Genomic DNA, 18,388 nt, shown 5'->3' with positions numbered 1-18,388 from the left:
GTCCCGTACATCGCCAGTGTCCTGACCTGCGATGATTTCGTCAGTCACCGCACGGCGTCACCCGAGGCCGAGCCGCAGGCTCACACGTCGGAGTGGCCGCCCGTGATGCGGCACGACCACGTCTAGTGTGGACCACGGCCGCGCGCCGAGCCCCACCGCAGTGCGGCAGCTCGCATCTGGCAGTCTTGCGCACCGTCGAGGAGGAAGCCCGTGCCCGAACCCCACCGCCTCAGGGGTGAGGTGTCCGAGCCCGATGCTGCCGAGCAGTCCTCGAACGCTTCAGCAGCAGGTTCGCCGGGCGACGAGCGGGGCGGCAACGCCGAGCGGCCCGAGCGGCAGCGGCTCGCGGAGAGCGAGGCGGAGGGGTTCCCGGTCGAGGACCAGGAGGCCGCCCCTCCCGCGCGCGGGAACGAATCGGAGCCTTCCGGCGATGGACAGCCGGTGAAGGACGATCGAACCGACTCCACCAGCGATGACGGCGCGGGAACCGCGGAATCCGGTGGGAACGCGGAATCCGGTGGCACCGCGCGGGCCGGTACCGGTTCCGCCGCCGCGGAGGAGGAGCGGTCCGCGGCCGAGCCCGGATCGGACGGCGATGCGGCGGGGAGCGCTGTCGCCGGGGCGATGAGCGGGGATGCGGCTGCGGATTCCGCCGACACCTCCGCCGAAGCGGGCTCGACCGGCGCTGAGTCTGCCGACGCCGACACCGACGCCACCGCCACCGCCACCGCCGACGCCGATTCCGCTGACGCCGATTCCGCCGACTTCGATGGTGACTCCTCCGAGGGCGATGCGGCAGTCGGTGGGACCGACGCTTCGCGCACGCAGCGGGACGGGGCCGGAGCGAGGGGTTCCGGGCGGGGTGCCGCCGACTCGAAGCCGGGCGCGCTGGACCAGACCGTGACCGGGCGGCTGCCCGAGGGCGACGCGGAGGACGACGGATCGGGTCATGCCGGAACGGGTGGCCCGAGTTCGGCGGACGCCCGCTCGGCGGACGCCCGCTCGGCGGACGCCGGTTCGGATGGCGCCGAATCGGATGGCGCCGAATCGGATGGCGCCGAATCGGATGGCTCTCGCTCGGCGGGCGCTGGATCGGATGACGCTGGAACGGACGGCGCCGGATCGGACGGCGCTCGTCCGGTGGACGCCGGGTTGGACGGTGCGCGCTCGGCGGACCCCGGATCGGACGGCGCCGGATCGGACGATGCGGGAGCGAGCCGGGCGACCGGCGGCGCGAGTGGATCGGCTGCCGCGGACGCGGGCCCCGCGGCCGACGAGCAGGACTTCCCGACGCAGGACCCCGAGGAACAGGGGGAAGGCTCAGCGGAGCGGGACGAGGCCCCGGCCGGCGGCGACGGCTCGACCGCGACCGGCGCCGCGCCGGCGGACGGGACCGGCTCTGCCTCGGTGGACGGGACCGGTTCCGCCTCGGTGGACGGGACCGGCTCTGCCTCGGTGGACGGGTCCGGCGGCGCGCCGGGCACGGGTCCGGGATCGACCGTCCGCGGCTCCCTGCGCGGCGACGTCCAGGCCGAACCGAACTCGATCAGCTCCCGGCCGGTCGGCTTCGTCGGCTCGGTGGAGCCCGAGGCCGGGCGGGAAGCCGCCGCGCACGACTTCTCCGGCTGGCAGACGACCGGGTCCCAGGTGACCGGGCGGGTCTCCGGTGTGCTGGACACCGCGTTCCGCGGTGCGGTCCCGGGCGCGGCGTCCGCGCCCGGTTCGGCTGACGACCGTTCGGACGCGGAAGCGACGGGACCGGGAACTTCGGGCGCGTCGTCCGAGGAGCGGTCCGCGGACGCGGCGGCCGAGCCTTCGGGTGACCAGCTCGCGGGTGACCGGCCTTCGGCTGACCACCCTTCGGACGGCTCGGTTGCGGACGACCGCCCCTCGGGCGCTCGGGGTCCGACGGATCCGGGTTCCGCGGACGCGGACCCGACGGCGGAGTCGGCGACGGCGGAGTCGGCGGAGCGGTCGGCCGCGCAGGAGCGCGCCGCCGGGCACGGCTCGACGACCTCGGCGCAGCGCGGGACCGCCGCGGACACCGCCGACGAGACGGCGAACGCCGAGGACGGGAACACCGGAGACGGGAGCACCGGAGACGAGCGGACCGGCGCGGCAGCGGAGCAGGCGGCCCCCGCCGCGGAATCCGATGCGGAGAGCACTGGCGGTGCGACCCGGCCGAGCAGCGGGAGCTCGGCGAGCACCGCCGACGCGGACGGTCCCGCCGACGCGGACGGTCCCGCCGACGCGGACGGTCCCGCCGACTCGGCGACCGGCGCCACGGCCGCTGCTGATCCGGCCGGCTCCCCGGCCACCGCGGACGGCCGCACCGGTGAGGACGCTGCCGGGGACGCGGACGGGGTGGACGAGGACGCACCGGGCCGGACCGATCGTTCCGCCTCGGAGGACGGCTCGGACCGGCCCGCGAAGCGGGCATCCGAGGACTCGGCCCCGGACCACCGGACCACCGCCGAGCGCGCCACGGGCCGCCAGGACACCGACCACCGGACCACCAGCGACCGGACCACCGACGACCAGGCCACCGATCACTGGACCCAGGACGGCTGGACCGAGGGCCGCTGGACTCAGGACGGCTGGGCTGCGGACGCCGGGACCACGGGCGACCGGACCACCGACGAGCAGACCACCGGCGAGCAGACCGTCGGTGAGCAGAAGGCTGACGAGCAGACCTCCGACGAGCGGACCACCTCCGACGAGCGGACCACCTCTGACGAGCGGACGACCTCCGACGAGCGGACCACCTCTGACGAGCGGACGACCTCCGACGAGCGGACGACCTCTGACGAGTGGACCACCTCTGACGAGCAGGCCACCGACGAGCGGGCCACCGACGAGCGGACGACCGAGCGCGCCGCGCCGGACTTCGAGGTGGCCGACCCGGAGCAGGCCGCCGCCGTCAGCCGGGCGGAGCCGGCGGAGGACACCGAGGCCACCGGGCCGCAGCAGCCGGCGACCGCGGCTGAGCCCCGGCCCTCCGAGACCGAGGCCGAGGGCGCCGGCGCGGCGGTGGACGTGCCGCTGGACACCGCGGTGGCCGCGCAGGCCGAGCTCACCGAGGACGTCGAAGCCACCGGCCCGCAGCGGGCGGTGCCCGCGGAGGCGCCGAGCTCCGAGCAGGACTCCGGCCGGACGGGCACGACCGAGCGCTCCGCGCCCGCGACGGAACGCTTGGACCGCAGCGCCCTCGCCGACCGCTCGACGACCGCGGACCGCTCGACGACCGCGGACGCCGACCGCTCGACCACCGCCGACCGCCCGGACACCACCGACGCCCCGGCCGCTCCCGGCCATCCGGCATCCTCCGGCGGCCAGGCCACCGAACCGGCCGAGCGGACCACCGACGTCGACCGCGACGCGACGGCCGACCAGGACGCGGACGCCACCCGCGGTACCGCCCCGAGCACGGACCGGGATCCGACCGCCGACACCGGCCGGCTCCCCGCCGTCGAGGACGGGACCGCCCGCGTCGACCGCCGCCGGGCGGCCGAGGAGCGGACCCGCGACGAGTGGCCGACCGCCGAGCAGGCCCGGGTCGAGGCGGAGCCCGAGGAGGCCGCGGACGACCGGGACGAGCCCGTGGACTCGGCGTTCTCCGCCGATGCGGGCGCCGCCCCGCCGTCATCCACCGATCCCCGGCCGCACGTCGAGCAGCCGCCCGCGGTGGACTCCGCGTTCACCGCGGATGCCGGGACGCCGATCGGGCCGCCGCCCGCCGAGCAGACCCAGCAGTTCCGGCGGATCGACGACACCCAGCAGTTCAGCCTGGCCGACCTGGAGCAGGAGGCTCGACGCCGCGAGCAGCAGGCTCCGAAGCAATCGGACCAGCAGGCTCCGAAGCAGCCCGGCGAGCAGCACGCTCCGAAGCAGCCGGACCAGCAGCAGGCCGCGAAGCAGCCCGACCAGCAGCAGCGCCCCCAGCAGGGTCGGCAGCCCCAGGACCCGCAGCAGCAGGGCCGCACCGAACCCCCGCAGGACCGCCCCGCCGACCGGCCGCGCCCGCAGGCGTTCGACCAGGGTCCGCCGACCACCCGGATCCCGATCGTCCCGCCCGCGCCGCAGCAGCCGTCGCGCCCGGTGCCCGGCCCTTCGGACGCGGAGCGCACCCAGCAGTTCCGCCGCCCCGACTTCTCCGGCCCGTCGCCCGGCAGGCAGCAGGGGCAGCAACCTCCGCCGCCGCGCACCATCCCGGTCGCGCCGCACCGCCCACCGCAACAGCAGCAGCCCCCGCAGCCGCAACGGCACGCGCAGCCGCAACGGCACGCGCAGCCGCAGGACTTCGCCGTTCCCGCGCAGCCGCCGCGGCCCCAGGAGCAGGCCCAGCCCGCGGAACCGCACGAGGACGAGCGGTACGACGGCTACGAGGAGCACGAGGACGCTCCCGCCGAAGCGGCCCCGGCGCCGCGGCGCAGGCGCGCCACGGTGCTGCTGGCGGTGTTGACCGTGGTCGTGCTGGGCGCGGGTCTCGCGGTCGGCGTCCCGGCGTTGATCAACGGGATCAGCGCCGCCCAGCTGGCCGATCCGCCCGCTCCGGTGCGGCTGTCCCCGTCGATCCGCCCGGTCGGGATGGACGCGCCGGAGCCGAGCGGTTCCGGCATCGAGGCGGCGGTCAGCGGCCCGCTGGCGAACCCGGTGCTGGCGCCGGTCACCGGTGCGGTCGTCGACGTGCGGTCCGGGAAGACGCTGTGGGAGCGGCAGCAGGACACGCCGATGATGCCCGCCTCCACCGGCAAGTTGCTCACGACCAGCGCCGCGATGCTGGAGCTCGACCACGACGCCCGGTTCACCACCGAGGTGGTGCGCGGTTCCCAGCCCGGCAGCGTGGTGCTCGTCGGCGGCGGCGACCCGACGTTGTCGACGATGCCCGCGGGCCAGGAGTCGGTGTACCCGGGCGCGGGCCGCTTCGACGACCTCGCCGAGCAGGTGCGGGCGGCGACCGGCGGCCAGGTCACCTCGATCCAGGTGGACAACAGCCGCTACCGGGGGCCGACGATGGCCCCCGGCTGGCTGCCCGGGGACGTCGGCGACGGGATCATGGCGCCGATGGAGTCCGTGATGGCCGACGGCGGGCGCACCGGCGACCCGACCGAGGAGTACGACTCGCGGACCCAGAACCCCGCCGAGCAGGCCGGTCGGGAACTCGCGCAGCGGTTGGGCGTGCCCGCCTCCGCGGTGTCCGAGGGGACCGCGCCGCGCGGCGCCCAGCGGCTCGGTGCGGTGCGGTCGGCGACGATGCGCAAGCTCGTCGAGAGCACGCTGATCCACTCGGACAACGTGCTGGCCGAGGCGCTGGGCCGCGAAGTCGCGATCAAGACCGGGAAGGAACCGTCCTTCGCCGGTTCGGTGCAGGCGGTGCGCGAGGTGCTGCAGCGCAACGGCGTCGACCTCACGGGCGTGCAGATGTCCGACGGCAGCGGCCTGTCCACGGAGGACCGCATCCCGGCGAAGGTGCTGGCCGGGTTGATGGCCACCGCCGCTGAACCGGAGCGCGACGGCGGCCTGCCCGCCAAGAGCGCGAAGCTGCGCGCGCTGCTCACCGGCCTGCCCGTCGCGGGCGGCTCCGGCAGCCTCGCCGACCGCTACGGCGACGGCGCGGGCCGCGGCTGGGTCCGCGCGAAGACCGGCACCCTTGACGGGGCGAACAGCCTGTCCGGGACGATCCTCACCGAGGACGGCCGGCTGCTGGTGTTCGCGCTGATGTCCAACAGCACCAGCCCGCCGACGCAGGTCCGGCCCGCGCTCGACGAGGTCGTCGCGGCCGTCCAGCAGTGCGGTTGCCGCTGATCGCGGGCTCGCACCGGGCTCGGCCAGCGGTGTCGCCGCTCGTCGCGACCGGAGTACGGTCGATTCCGTGACTCCGCGATCCGCGACGCTGCCGCCCCGACCGCACGGCCGGGACGGCGCGCAGCGCTCGCTCGACTGGGACCTGGCGGCCGCGACCGCGGGCCGGTTGATGCGCAGCGGACCCGACGTCCCCCGCGAGGACGCGGTGCACGCGGTCCGCTCGCTGCGCCGGGCCGGGGTGGCCGCCGAAACGCACGTGCGGGAGCTGACCGGGCTCGGCCTGGACCTGCCGGTGCTCGAAGGCGACGTGGTGGATCGGCGGGAGTGGGTGCGGGCCGCCGCGCAGGGCCTCTCCGAGCTGACGGGCATCGCGCTGCGCTCCCGCGGCACCGGTTCCGGCGACGATCCGCTCGGCGGGCTGGGTGCCCGGGGCGCGGGCGTGCAGGCCGGGCTGGTGCTGTCGTACCTGGGCACGAAGGTCCTCGGGCAGTACGACCCGTTCCTGCCCAGCGAGCGCGGCACCCGGCCCGGGCGGCTGCTGCTGGTGGCGCCGAACATCGTGGCCGCGCAGCGGGCGCTGGACGTGCCCGCCGACGACTTCACGATGTGGGTGTGCCTGCACGAGTCGACGCACCGGTTGCAGTTCAACGCGGTGCCGTGGCTGCGGGACCACTTCGCGGACAGCCTCGGCATGCTGCTCTCGGACCTGGATTCCTCCCCCGGCGAGCTGCTGGGCAGGCTGCCCGCGATCGTGCGCGGGGTGCGCGCCGGGCCGGACGCGCGGTCCAGCCCCGGCGTGCTCGGTGTGGTCGAGCTGCTGCAGGGGCCGCGGCAGCGCGCCGCGCTGGACCGGATCCTGGCGCTGTCCACCCTGCTGGAGGGGCACGCGGACCACGTGATGGACGCGGTCGGGCCGAGCGTGGTGCCCAGTGTGGCCACCATCCGCCGCCGGTTCACCGAGCGCCGCCAGGGCGGCGGGGTGCTGGACCGGCTGCTGCGCAGCCTGCTCGGCGTGGACGCCAAGATGCGCCAGTACGCGCAGGGCGCGGCGTTCACCCGGTACGTCGTGGACCGGGTGGGGATGGACGGCTTCAACGCGGTGTGGACCTCCTCGGAGCACCTGCCGACCCGGGCGGAGACCACCGATCCCGCGTCCTGGCTGCGCCGCGTCCACGGCTGACCGCCGCACCTGGGCTGCCTCGGTTGACCGCCGGGATTTCGGATGGCCCGGCTGAGCGCCGGACCTGGGGCCTGATACCGGGACCACTGTTCGCGGGCGGGCCGTTGACCTGGGTCGTGGCGCGCCGCGGGGGCCGCCGAGAATGGGCCGGTGACTCCTGGCCGATCCGAGCGCGCCGCGGGGCCCGCGCTGCTGGCCGTGCGGACCGCGGCCCGCGACCTCCTCGCCGCCCACCCCGCGCTGCGGGACGCACCGCTGGTGGTGGCGTGCTCCGGCGGTGCCGACTCGTTGGCGCTCGCCGCCGCCACCGCCCACCTCGCCCGCGGCCGCGGCCTGCGGGTGTGCGCGCGGGTCGTCGACCACGGCCTGCAGCGGGGTTCCGCCGAGGTGGCCGAGCGGGCCGCCGCGCAGCTCGACGAGCTCGGCTACACCGACGTGCGGGTGCTGCCGGTGCAGGTCACCGGCGGCGGTGGGCCGGAAGCCGCCGCCCGCCGCGCCCGGTACGCGGCGCTGGACGCGGACCGTCCGGACGGGAGCGCGGTGCTGCTCGGGCACACCCGCGACGACCAGGCCGAAACGGTGCTGCTGGGCCTCGGCCGCGGTTCCGGCGCCCGCTCCATCGCCGGGATGCGCCCGTGGTCGCCGCCGTGGGCGCGGCCGCTGCTGGACGTGCCGCGGGGGACGACCGAGCGGGCGTGCGCCGAAGCCGGGCTGACGCCGTGGCAGGACCCGCACAACGGCGAGAGCCGGTTCACGCGTGTGCGGTTGCGCACAGCGGTCCTGCCGCTGCTGGAGGACGTCCTCAACGGCGGTGTCGCCGATGCGCTCGCCCGCACCGCGCGCCAGCTCCGGGAGGACGCCGACGCCCTCGACGAGGTCGCCGCGGCGGTCCGTGCGCAGGTCGAACGGGGTGCGGGCCTGGACGCGCGAGCCCTCGCCGAGCACCCGCCCGCGCTCCGGCGCCGGGTGCTGCGCGGCTGGTTGCTGGAACGCGGGGTCGCCGAGGTCTCGGACGCGCACCTGCGCGCGGCGGACGCGCTCGCGGGCGCGTGGCGCGGTCAGGGCCCGCACGCGCTTCCGGGCGGCTTTGTGCTCCGCCGGACGCATGGCACGCTTCAGGTGGAACGTGGTGGACGGGGAACCGCCGGTCGGGTGATCGGCGGGTGAACGTCCGTCCAACAGCGAAAGGGGAAGCCGGTCCGGTGTACGACGGCGACATCGCTTCAGTGCTCATCACCGAGCAGCAGATCCGCGACAAGACGGCCGAACTGGCCGAGCAGGTCGCCGAGGACTACCAGGACGCCCAAGGGGGCGACCTGCTGCTGGTGGGCGTGCTCAAGGGCGCGGTCATGTTCATGACCGACCTGGCCAGGGCGCTGCCGCGGCCCGCGCAGCTGGAGTTCATGGCGGTGAGCTCCTACGGCTCGTCCACCTCGTCCTCCGGCGTGGTGCGGATCTTGAAGGACCTGGACCGGGACATCGCGGGCAGGCACGTGCTGATCGTCGAGGACATCATCGACTCCGGTCTCACGCTGTCCTGGTTGCTGAAGAACCTGACCGCGCGCAACCCCGCCTCGCTGGAGGTGTGCACGCTGCTGCGCAAGCCGGACGCGGTCCAGGTGGACGTGCCGGTCCGCTACGTCGGGTTCGACATCCCGAACGAGTTCGTCGTCGGCTACGGGCTGGACTACGCGGAGCGGTACCGGGACCTGCCGCACATCGGCACCCTGGACCCGAAGGTCTACACCTCCGGGCGGTGATCCCTCTTGCCGCTGGCCGGGCCGGGTGCGAGAAAGGTCCGGTTCCGATCCGGGGTAGGGTTGCCGACCTGCACAACGCTCGGCGTGGTGGCGCGCTCGCCGCGGCCGGTACGCTGGTCCGAGGGGGTTGACGGCGGCGACGGTTCGTGCGCCGTTCACCGGTGCCGTTGCCCGAAGTGAAGTCAGGGAGGGTCGAGGCCGACCGCCGGCCGCAAGTGAATGGACCTCAAGCGCCTGCTCCGTAACCCGCTGCTCTGGATCCTGGCGGTGTTAGCGCTGATCATGAGCCTCAGCGTGCTCTTCGACGAGACGAAGGCCTATCAGCAGGTCTCGACCTCCGACGCTCTCCGGCAGATTTCCGAGGGCAAGGTGGCCGAGGCGACCATCCAGGACAAGGAACAGCGGGTGCTGCTGACCCTCAAGCAGGGCCAGAGCTTCGCCAACAGCGACCAGCTGATGGCGCAATACCCCGCCGGTGCCACCGATGCGGTGGTCGACGACATCCGGCAGTCGAACGTCGACAAGTGGAACACCGAGGTCACCCAGGACTCGTTCTGGACGCAGATGCTGATCTACCTGCTCCCGATCGGCCTGCTGGTGCTGCTGCTCATGTGGATGATGAACAACGTCCAGGGCGGCGGGAACCGGGTGATGAACTTCGGCAAGTCCAAGGCCAAGCAGCTCACCAAGGACATGCCGAAGACGCTGTTCAACGACGTCGCCGGTGCGGACGAGGCCGTCGAGGAGCTGCACGAGATCAAGGACTTCCTGCAGAACCCCGGCCGCTACCAGGCACTGGGCGCGAAGATCCCGAAGGGCGTGCTGCTGTACGGCCCGCCCGGCACCGGCAAGACGCTGCTGGCGCGGGCGGTCGCCGGTGAGGCCGGCGTGCCGTTCTACTCGATCTCCGGTTCGGACTTCGTGGAGATGTTCGTCGGCGTCGGCGCCTCCCGCGTCCGCGACCTGTTCGAGCAGGCCAAGCAGAACGCGCCGTGCATCATCTTCGTCGACGAGATCGACGCGGTCGGCCGCCAGCGCGGCGCGGGTCTCGGCGGTGGGCACGACGAGCGCGAGCAGACGCTGAACCAGCTGCTGGTGGAGATGGACGGGTTCGACTCGCGCGGCGGGATCATCCTGATCGCGGCGACGAACCGGCCGGACATCCTGGACCCGGCGCTGCTGCGCCCGGGCCGCTTCGACCGGCAGATCCCCGTCTCGGCGCCGGACCTGCGCGGCCGCAAGGCCATCCTGGGCGTGCACTCGAAGGGCAAGCCGCTGGCGCAGGACGCCGACATGGAGGGCCTGGCCAAGCGCACCGTCGGGTTCTCGGGCGCCGACCTGGAGAACGTGGTCAACGAGGCCGCGCTGCTCACGGCCCGGGAGAACGGCCAGCTGATCACCGGTGCCGCTCTGGAGGAGTCGGTCGACCGGGTGATCGGCGGCCCGCGCCGCAAGAGCAAGATCATCTCGGAGCGGGACAAGAAGATCACGGCGTACCACGAGGGCGGGCACGCGCTGGCCGCCTGGGCGATGCCGGACGTGGACCCGGTCTACAAGCTCACGATCCTGCCGCGCGGCCGCACCGGTGGGCACGCGCTCGTCGTCCCCGAGGACGACAAGGACATGATGACCCGCTCGGAGATGATCGGGCGCCTGGTGTTCGCGCTCGGCGGCCGGTCGGCGGAGGAGCTCGTGTTCCACGAGCCCACCACCGGTGCCTCCAGCGACATCGAGCAGGCGACCAAGATCGCCCGCGCGATGGTCACCGAGTACGGCATGACCGCGCGCCTCGGCGCCGTCAAGTACGGCAAGGAGGAGGGCGACCCGTTCCTGGGCCGCTCCGCCGGGCAGCAGCCGAACTACTCGCTGGAGGTCGCGCACGAGATCGACGAGGAGGTGCGCAAGCTCATCGAAGCCGCGCACACCGAGGCGTGGGAGGTGCTCAACACCTACCGCGACGTCCTCGACGAGCTCGTGCTGGAAGTCCTGGAGAAGGAGACGCTGGTCCGCAAGGACTTGGAGCGGATCTTCGCCAAGGTCGAGAAGCGGCCCCGGATCACGGCGTTCAACGACTTCGGCGGGCGCACCCCGTCGGAGAAGCCGCCGATCAAGACCCCCGGCGAGCTGGCGATCGAACGCGGTGAGCCGTGGCCCCCGCCGGTCGAGACGCCGCGGTTCAGCGACCCGGTGCCCGGACCGAACGGTGCGGTCCCCGCCGGTGCCGTTCCGGCCGGTCAGCACAACCAGGACCAGCCGCACGGCCAGGGGACGGTGCAGTTCCCGCACCCGCAGGGCCAGCAGCAGCCTCCGCAGGGCCAGCAACCGCAGCAACCGCAGGGCCAGCAGCCGTACGGCCAGCAGCCCCCGCAGGGCCAGCAGCCCTACGGCCAGCCCCCGCAGGGGCAGCCGGGCCAGTACGCCCAGCCGCAGGCGGTGCCGCCGAACTACGGCGCCCCGCCCGGCTGGACGCCGGCGACGGCCCCGGGCGGGACCGGTCAGCAGCCGTACCAGCAGTGGGTCCCGTCCTGGGAGCGGCCGCAGCAGCAGTCCGCGGAGCAGAACCCCGCGGCCGGTGCGCAGCAGGCCCCGCAGGCGGGTGCGGCCCAGCAGCAGGACGCGGCGAACGCCGGGTCCGCCGAGCAGCAGTCCCCGCAGCGGCCCCCGGAGTCCCAGCAGTCCCCGGACCCGGAGCAGCGGGGAGAGGACAAGGGCGAGAGCGGTCGCTGAGCGCCCGAGCGACAAGACCGGAAGAGGGGGGCCGTCGCACGTCGGCGGTCCCCCTCTTCGGTGCGGTGAGCCGGTGGAGGAACGACACGTGACCAGCAGTCTCGGTGAGCAGCCCGGGCAGGACGACGCCCCGGGCGGTTTCGAGCGGCCCGCATTCGACCAGGAGCGCGCCGCGGCGGCGATCCGGGAGCTGCTGCTCGCGGCCGGGGAGGACCCGGACCGCGAGGGCCTGCGGGACACGCCCGCGCGGGTGGCCCGCGCCTACGAGGAGTTGTTCGCCGGGCTCTACACCGACCCGGACGCGGTGCTGGACCGCACCTTCGACGAAGCGCACGAGGAGCTCGTGCTGGTCCGCGACATCCCGATGTACTCGCAGTGCGAGCACCACCTGCTGCCGTTCCACGGGGTCGCGCACATCGGCTACATCCCGAACGAGAAGGGCCGGGTCACCGGCCTGTCGAAGCTGGCGCGGCTGGTCGACCTGTACGCGAAGCGCCCGCAGGTGCAGGAGCGGTTGACCTCGCAGGTCGCCGACGCGCTGGTGCGCAAGCTCGAACCGCGCGGCGTGATCGTCGTCGTGGACGCCGAGCACCTGTGCATGGGGATGCGCGGGGTGCGCAAGGCCGGGTCCACCACGACGACGTCCGCGGTGCGCGGCATCTTCCGCAGTTCCGCCTCCTCCCGGTCCGAGGCGCTGTCGCTGATCAGAGGTTCCTGATGGGTGCGCTCCTGCCGAGGCCACCGCGCTGCGCCGTGATGGGCGTGCTGAACGTGACGCCCGATTCGTTCTCCGACGGGGGCCGCTACCTCGACGTGAAGGCCGCGGTGGAGCACGGCGTGGAGATGTTCGAGCTGGGCGCGGACATCGTCGACGTGGGCGGTGAGTCGACGCGTCCGGGCGCGGACCGGGTCGCCGCGGCCACCGAGATCGAGCGGGTGCTGCCGGTGGTGGCGGAGCTCGTCGCCGCCGGGGTGCCGGTGAGCGTGGACACCACCCGCGCCGAGGTCGCGGCCGCCACCGCCGCCGCGGGCGCCGCGATGATCAACGACGTCTCGGGCGGGCTGGCCGATCCGGACATGGCGCGGGTCGCCGCGGACACCGGGCTGCCGTGGGTGCTGATGCACTGGCGCGGGCACAGCAAGGACATGGGTTCGCTGGCCTCCTACGGCGACGTGGTCGCCGACGTGCGCTCCGAGCTGCTCGCGCAGGTCGACGCGGCGCTGCGGGCGGGAGTGCGGGAGGACGCGATCGTGCTCGACCCCGGCCTGGGCTTCGCGAAGACCGGGGAGCACGACTGGGCGCTGCTGCACCGGCTGGGCGAGTTCGTGGCCCTGGGGTTCCCGGTGCTGGTGGGCGCGTCCCGCAAGCGCTTCCTCGGCGGGCTGCTGGCCGGCGCGGACGGCGAGCCGCGCCCGGCGGCGGGCCGGGAGACGGCGACGGCGGCGGTGTCGGCGCTGGCCGCGGACCGCGGCGCGTGGGCGGTGCGGGTGCACGACGTGCGGAGTTCGCTGGACGCGGTCGCGGTGGCCGCGGCCTGGAACGCGGGAGGGACCGTTGGCTGACCGGATCGCGCTGACCGGGTTGCGGGTGCGCGGCAACCACGGCGTGTTCGAGCACGAGAAGCGGGACGGCCAGGAGTTTCTGGTCGACATCACCGTGTGGGCGGACCTGGCGGGCGCCGCCGCCGCCGACGACCTGGCGCAGACGCTGAACTACGGCGAGCTGGCGCAGCGCGCCGCCGACGTCGTCGCGGGCCCGTCGCGCGACCTGATCGAGACGGTGGCCGCGGAGATCGCCGACGGCATCATGGCCGACCACCGGGCGCACGCGGCCGAGGTGACGATCCACAAGCCGTCCGCGCCGATCCCGCTGACCTTCGCCGGCGTGGCGGTCACGATCCGCCGGTCGCGGCGCGCGGCCCGCGGCGGCGCGGCGTGAGCCGGGCGGTGCTGTCCCTCGGGTCGAACCTGGGGGACCGGCTGGCGCACCTGCGGTCCGCGGTCGCCGGGTTCGGGGACGCGGTCGAGGCCGTGTCGCCGGTGTACGAGACGGCGCCGTGGGGCGTGGTGGACCAGCCGGACTTCCTCAACGCGGTGCTCGTGGTGCGGGCCGACGGCGTCGACGAGTGGGGCTGGTTGCGGCGCGGCCAGGAGCTGGAACGCGCGGCCGAGCGGGTGCGCGAGCAGCGCTGGGGCCCGCGCACCCTCGACGTGGACGTGGTCGTGGTGGACGGCGTGCGCAGCGACGAGCCGGAGCTGCTGCTGCCCCACCCGGGGACCCCGGAACGGGCGACGGTGCTCGTCCCGTGGGCCGTGCTGGAACCGGACGCGGTGCTGCCCGGGCACGGCCCGATCGCCGAGCTCATCGCGGCGTTGCCCGCCGCGGACGTCGCGGCCGTGACCCGCCGCGACGACCTCCTGCTCCGCCCCTGATCCGCAGGTGGACGGCCCGCCGGCCGCGGGACCGTCCACGGGGTCAGAGCGCGCGCACCGCGTCGGCGAGCCAGCGGGTCTGGCGCTCCGTGGTGGGGTGCGGCGGCCACTCGTTGATGATCGCGAGCAGTTCCCAGTAGCGGGACATCCGCTCGTCGTAGGGCTTGCCGAACTCCGCGGCGAGCTCGGCACGGCCCGCCGCGTCGTCCGGTGCGCCGCGCTGCTCGGCCCACAGGGCCGCCCCGCGCTCGCCGATCTCCCGGCCGCGGGCGGAGCCGGGAGCGTGCCCGGCCTCCTGCGCCTCCCGGATGGCGTCGAACAGCGCCCACCACTGGGCGGCGTGCTCCTGCTTCTGCACCGGGGGCGACTGCTCGCCCGCGGCGCGCTGCGCGGCCTGCTGCTCCCACAGCGCGCGGACCGCGCGGCGGAAGTCGTCGTCGGAGACGAGCTCGGCGAGCTCGATCCAGGCTTCCACCTGCTCGGTGCTCGGGTCGTCCGGCAAGGCCGGTTTCGCCGAGCGCATCCAGGCCGCGAACTCGGCGTCCACGTCGAGACCGCCGATCGTCCAGTCCCAGAACTCGTCGATGATCCGGTTGCGCTCGGCGTCGGACATCGTCGCCAGCTTGTGCATGAGCTGCACCTCTTCGGTAGGTCCGTCCAGTCGCACGACCGCCCGCAGCACGGCGCGGCGGGTCCGCAGCAGCCGCAGCTGGTCCTCCAGTAGGTCCAGCTGGGCCTCGGCGAGCCGCCGCACCGTGGTCTCCGCGGCCAGCACCCGGCGCACCTCGTCCAGCCCGGCGCCCAGTTCGCGCAGGGTGCGCACCAGTTCCAGCTTCGCGATCGACTCCACGTCGTAGAGCCGGTAGCCCGCGTGCGTGCGGTCGGTGGGCGGCACGACACCGCTGTCGGAGTAGAAGCGGATGGTCTTCACGCTCAGCCCGGTCCGCCGGGAGAGCTCTCCGATCGTGTAGCGCTGCGCGTCGTCCACGTCCCAGACCCTCGACCCTCCAGCCGGTGGAGGCTCAAGCCCCTTTTCCGGACCGGGTGGCCCACCGGCTGCCGCCGCCCGGTTCGCGCGTTCTGCGATGCTGGGATCGTGGCACCACGGCAGCAAGAGCGGATGAAGTTCACCCCGGCGCGGCAGCTGGTCGCCGCGGCGCTGGTCGCGGCGGTCCTGGCCTACGCGGGCGCGAGCTTCGCGTACGGCGGGTTGCCGCGGCTGCCCGCGCTGGCGGGCGCGACGCTGCTGCTGATCGCGGTGGTCGACGTGCTGCTGGCGGTGACGCTGCGGCCGCGCATCAAGCGCAAGCCCGGCACCGAGCCGGTGGACGCGCTGCCCGCGGCGCGGGCGGTCGCGCTGGCGAAGGCGTCCTCCATGGCCGGTTCGATCATGGGCGGGGTGTGGCTCGGGCTGCTCGGCTACCTGCTGCCGATCCGCGATTCGGTGCAGGCGGCGGGGGAGGACACCACCGCGGCGGTGATCGGCCTGATCAGCGCGGTGGCGCTGGTGGCCGCGGGGTTGTGGCTGGAGCACTGCCTGCGCAATCCCGACGACCCGGACGAGCCGTACGACGACGAGGGCTGAGCACCGGCGCGGAACGCGGTGATTCCTCTTGCACGGCAACGAATCGCTGCTCCGTTCGGCGGCCGTGGCGTGGGCCGCCCCGACGAACCGGGGATGGCCGCGTTCCCTGCGGGTCTCGATCGGATAAAGGCCGGGTACCGTGTGGTCATGTCCGACTCCGCCCGTTCCGCAGCCGCTGATCAGCGACCGTCGGTGCTGTGGGTCGGTGCCCTCGTCCTCGCCGCCGCCGCGACCGCGATCCTGGTGCTGAGCAACGATTCCCGGGTGCTCAAGCTCGGTCTGGTCGCCGCGCTGTGGGCGGCGCTGCTCGGTGCGTTCGGCGTCGCGAAGCTGCGCGGCAAGGCCACCGCGGCCGCCGAGCGGGAAGCGGAGCGGCAGCGCGTCTACGAGCTCGAACTGGAGCGGGAGATCGCCGCGCGCCGCGAGTTCGAAGCCGCGGCCGAAGCGGAGGCGCGGCGCACCGCGGCCGCCGAGTCGGACGCGGAGATCCAGGCGCTGAAGGCCGAACTGCGCGCCCTGCGGGAGAACCTGGAGCACATGCTCGGCGGGGACGTCCTGTTCGAGCGGGTCGCGCTGCGCGCCGAATCCACCCGCGTCCGCTCGCTGCCGGAGCGTCCCGCGACCGGCGAGCAGCCGCGGATCGTCGGCGACACCGGCACCCACCAGCGGGTCGTCGGCGACACCGGCGTGCAGCCGCGGGTCATCCAGCACCCCGACGGGCGCGGCAGGCAGCTGCCCGCCGCGCACCAGGGCCAGGTCGAGCAGCCCGCCGAACCCGTCCCGCAGCCGCTGGTGGAGCAGCCTCCGCCGCGGCCGTCGAAGTCCCGCAAGTCCCGGCCGCCGCACGGCAGGCCCGCGCCCCGGCAGGCCGCCGCGGCGCGCCGCCCGCAACCGCCGCACGTCGGCGCGCAGGGCGCCTGGCCAGAGTCCACTTCGGACCGGTTGCGCCCGGTCCGGCCCGAACCGGAACCGGCCCCGCAGGCGGCGGAACCCGGGCCGCAACCGCCCACCGACCCGACCCCGGCGCAGCCCGCCCCGGCTCCCGGGCCCGCCGCTTCCGACGCCCCGGACGCCGAGGCCGCGGACCGGCGGCTGCCGACCAGCGAGGTCCCGGCGGGAGCGCACACCGAGGGCACCTCGGTCACCGACCTGCTCGCCGCCTACGGCGACTCCGGCGAGGGCCGCGAGTCCAAGCGCCGCCGCAGGCGCCGCGGCTGATCGCCGTCCCGGGCGGCACCCGCGCCGCCCCGGTGAACGGCCCACCCGCCTGATCCGCCCGGTCCAATCGCCCGGTCACCTCGCGGGAGTCCGCCGGGCGAGCGGTGCTCATCCGCCCCCAGGCGGTGCGGGCGCCGGAGGCCGCGTTCTAGGGTTTCGGACGTGTCCACACCTGATCTTCCCGGTCCTGCGCCCGACCTCTCCGGTGCGCGCAGGTTGCAGACCCGCAAGCATTCCGCGGTCGGCTGGCCGGTGGCCGGGCTGCTGCTGCTCGGCATCATCGGCCTGGTCATGGTGGGTGTCGCGACCTCCAGGGTGGGGGTGCTGCCCGCCCTGGTGGGCGCGCTGGCGGCGCTGATCCCGGTCGGCGTGGTCTTCGCCGCGATCGTGTGGATCGACCGGTGGGAACCGGAGCCGCCGATGCTGATGCTCGGCGCGTTCCTGTGGGGCGCCGGAGGTGCGACGGGCTGCTCGCTGCTGCTCAACGACTCGGTGATCGGGCTGGGCGAGCTGCTGTTCGGGCCGAGCGACCACGTGTTCTTCGAGCGGGCGCTGATGGCGCCGCTGGTGGAGGAGGGCGCGAAGGCGCTGTTCGTGGTGTCGCTGTGGTTCTGGCGGCGTTCCGAGTTCAACGGGCTCGTCGACGGCATCGTCTACGCGGGCCTGACCGCGGCCGGGTTCGCGTTCACCGAGAACATCCTGTACTTCGGCAAGGCCTTCTCCGAGGGCGGCTGGGGCAACGCGGCGGGTGGCGTGATCGCCGTGTTCATCCTGCGCGGGGTGCTGGCGCCGTTCTCGCACCCGCTGTTCACCTCGATGGTCGGGATCGGCATCGGGCTGGCCTCGCGGACCACGGACACGACGAAGCGGCTGCTGTGGCCGGCCGGCGGGTTCGTGGTGGCGGTGCTGCTGCACGCGGCGTGGAACGCGTCGACGCTGCTGGGCGGCACCGGCTTCCTCAACGTGTACTTCCTGATCATGCTCCCGATCTTCGCGGGCACCGGGTGGCTCGTGGTGTGGCAGCGCAAGCGGGAGCAGCGGATCGTCGCCGACCAGCTTCCGGTGCTGCAGCGCGCCGGACTGATCCCGCGCAGCGAGGTGGAGATGCTGGCCTCGCTGGCGGGCCGCCGCGGCTGGCAGCGCAAGGTCCGGCAGAGCGCGGGCGCGGAACCGGCGAAGGCCGTGCGGGACTACCAGATCGCCGTGACCGAGCTGGCGTTCCTGCAGCACCGCGCCGCCGAGGGCCGCACCACCAGCGCCGTCCGCCGCGCCCGCCGGGAGAAGCTGATCGAGGAGCTGAAGGCGGCGCGCCGGTCCGCGGTCGGTTCGCAGGACGCGTTCCAGACGGCGCGGGTGAAGATCCACGAGCTGACGCAGAGCGTGCGCCGTCCGGGCGCCCGCCCGCAGCGCCCGGTGGATCCCGTCCGGAACCCGGCCGCGGCACCGCAACCGGATCGCGCCGGAGCCCGTCCTCGGCCGGACCTCGCCGGTGAGCAGCGGCGCCCCGCCCCGCGGCAGCAGCCGGTTGGGCGTCCGCAGCAGGCCGCGCCCCGCAGGCAGCCGAACCCGCCACCCACCCCGCCCAGGAACGCCCCGCCGCACTCGGGCGACCGCGGCGGCACCCCGCCGCGGAGCTGATCGGCGCGTCCGCGCGGACCGGGTGGTTCTCGCCACCCGGCG

The 18,388-nt window shown here is 74.7% G+C and carries 13 protein-coding genes; 12 read left to right on the top strand and 1 reads right to left on the bottom strand.

Annotation, left to right across the window (positions count from 1 at the left end; translation table 11 throughout):
* Window positions 1-240: 240 nt before the first annotated feature.
* The 9 genes from dacB to folK all read left to right on the top strand — a co-directional run bounded on the left by dacB (window position 241) and on the right by folK (window position 13,905).
* Entirely contained in the window at window positions 241-5,805 is a 5,565-nt protein-coding gene (gene dacB, locus LCD35_RS30475) for a D-alanyl-D-alanine carboxypeptidase/D-alanyl-D-alanine-endopeptidase (RefSeq protein ID WP_225044290.1), read from the top strand.
* An 88-nt stretch (window positions 5,806-5,893) separates the two neighbouring features.
* On the top strand, window positions 5,894-6,985 hold the full coding sequence (locus LCD35_RS13700) for a zinc-dependent metalloprotease (RefSeq protein WP_255614902.1): 1,092 nt from the start codon (window positions 5,894-5,896) through the stop codon (window positions 6,983-6,985).
* Between the two features lie 150 nt (window positions 6,986-7,135).
* Window positions 7,136-8,152 (top strand): tRNA lysidine(34) synthetase TilS, encoded by a 1,017-nt coding sequence (gene tilS, locus LCD35_RS13695; protein ID WP_225044288.1) that lies wholly within the window; start codon window positions 7,136-7,138, stop codon window positions 8,150-8,152.
* 35 nt (window positions 8,153-8,187) lie between these two features.
* Window positions 8,188-8,745 carry a hypoxanthine phosphoribosyltransferase gene (hpt, locus tag LCD35_RS13690; RefSeq protein WP_224959724.1) on the top strand — a complete coding sequence of 186 codons (558 nt, stop codon included), beginning with the start codon at window positions 8,188-8,190 and terminating at the stop codon, window positions 8,743-8,745.
* A 219-nt stretch (window positions 8,746-8,964) separates the two neighbouring features.
* On the top strand, window positions 8,965-11,472 hold the full coding sequence (gene ftsH / locus LCD35_RS13685; RefSeq protein WP_224959722.1) for an ATP-dependent zinc metalloprotease FtsH: 2,508 nt from the start codon (window positions 8,965-8,967) through the stop codon (window positions 11,470-11,472).
* A gap of 88 nt (window positions 11,473-11,560) precedes the next feature.
* Window positions 11,561-12,190 (top strand): GTP cyclohydrolase I FolE, encoded by a 630-nt coding sequence (gene folE, locus LCD35_RS13680; RefSeq protein ID WP_224959720.1) that lies wholly within the window; start codon window positions 11,561-11,563, stop codon window positions 12,188-12,190.
* Window positions 12,190-13,035, top strand: coding sequence for a dihydropteroate synthase (gene folP, locus LCD35_RS13675; protein WP_224959718.1), 846 nt, complete (start codon window positions 12,190-12,192; stop codon window positions 13,033-13,035). Before folE ends, folP begins: the two co-directional genes overlap by 1 nt.
* Window positions 13,028-13,411 carry a dihydroneopterin aldolase gene (gene folB / locus LCD35_RS13670; RefSeq protein WP_225044287.1) on the top strand — a complete coding sequence of 128 codons (384 nt, stop codon included), beginning with the start codon at window positions 13,028-13,030 and terminating at the stop codon, window positions 13,409-13,411. Before folP ends, folB begins: the two co-directional genes overlap by 8 nt.
* The gene (gene folK / locus LCD35_RS13665) at window positions 13,408-13,905 is read left to right on the top strand and encodes a 2-amino-4-hydroxy-6-hydroxymethyldihydropteridine diphosphokinase (RefSeq protein ID WP_224959715.1); all 498 of its coding nucleotides are present in this window, start codon (window positions 13,408-13,410) and stop codon (window positions 13,903-13,905) included. The genes folB and folK overlap by 4 nt, the downstream gene beginning before the upstream one ends.
* A 43-nt stretch (window positions 13,906-13,948) precedes the next feature.
* On the opposite strand, the gene LCD35_RS13660 is transcribed toward folK, so the two are convergent.
* Window positions 13,949-14,893, bottom strand: a complete 945-nt coding sequence (locus tag LCD35_RS13660) for a MerR family transcriptional regulator (protein WP_225044286.1) — start codon at window positions 14,891-14,893, stop codon at window positions 13,949-13,951.
* A 132-nt stretch (window positions 14,894-15,025) separates the two neighbouring features.
* On the opposite strand from LCD35_RS13660, the gene LCD35_RS13655 reads away from it, so the two are divergent.
* The 3 genes from LCD35_RS13655 (at window position 15,026) to LCD35_RS13645 (ending at window position 18,346) form a co-directional block, all read left to right on the top strand.
* The gene (locus LCD35_RS13655; RefSeq protein WP_224959748.1) at window positions 15,026-15,490 is read left to right on the top strand and encodes a DUF3180 domain-containing protein; all 465 of its coding nucleotides are present in this window, start codon (window positions 15,026-15,028) and stop codon (window positions 15,488-15,490) included.
* A gap of 147 nt (window positions 15,491-15,637) precedes the next feature.
* Complete coding sequence (locus LCD35_RS13650) at window positions 15,638-16,708, top strand: DUF6779 domain-containing protein (protein ID WP_225044285.1); 1,071 nt, start codon at window positions 15,638-15,640, stop codon at window positions 16,706-16,708.
* A 162-nt stretch (window positions 16,709-16,870) separates the two neighbouring features.
* A complete protein-coding gene (locus tag LCD35_RS13645) occupies window positions 16,871-18,346 on the top strand; it encodes a PrsW family glutamic-type intramembrane protease (RefSeq protein WP_225044284.1) in 1,476 nt (491 codons plus the stop codon).
* The last annotated feature ends 42 nt before the right edge of the window (window positions 18,347-18,388 follow it).

It is taken from the genome of Saccharopolyspora sp. 6V (genome assembly GCF_020176785.1).
Lineage (GTDB): Bacteria > Actinomycetota > Actinomycetes > Mycobacteriales > Pseudonocardiaceae > Saccharopolyspora_C > Saccharopolyspora_C gregorii.
The sequence above is the reverse complement of the archived record's forward strand: the minus strand, read 5'-3'. Positions and strand labels throughout refer to the sequence as shown.

Bases quoted from the DNA above. Each gene is read 5' to 3' on its own strand.
- LCD35_RS13650 (WP_225044285.1), top strand. From the start codon at position 15,638: ATGTCCGACTCCGCCCGTTCCGCAGCCGCTGATCAGCGACCGTCGGTG.
- ftsH (WP_224959722.1), top strand. From the start codon at position 8,965: ATGGACCTCAAGCGCCTGCTCCGTAACCCGCTGCTCTGGATCCTGGCG.
- folP (WP_224959718.1), top strand. From the start codon at position 12,190: ATGGGTGCGCTCCTGCCGAGGCCACCGCGCTGCGCCGTGATGGGCGTG.
- LCD35_RS13655 (WP_224959748.1), top strand. From the start codon at position 15,026: ATGAAGTTCACCCCGGCGCGGCAGCTGGTCGCCGCGGCGCTGGTCGCG.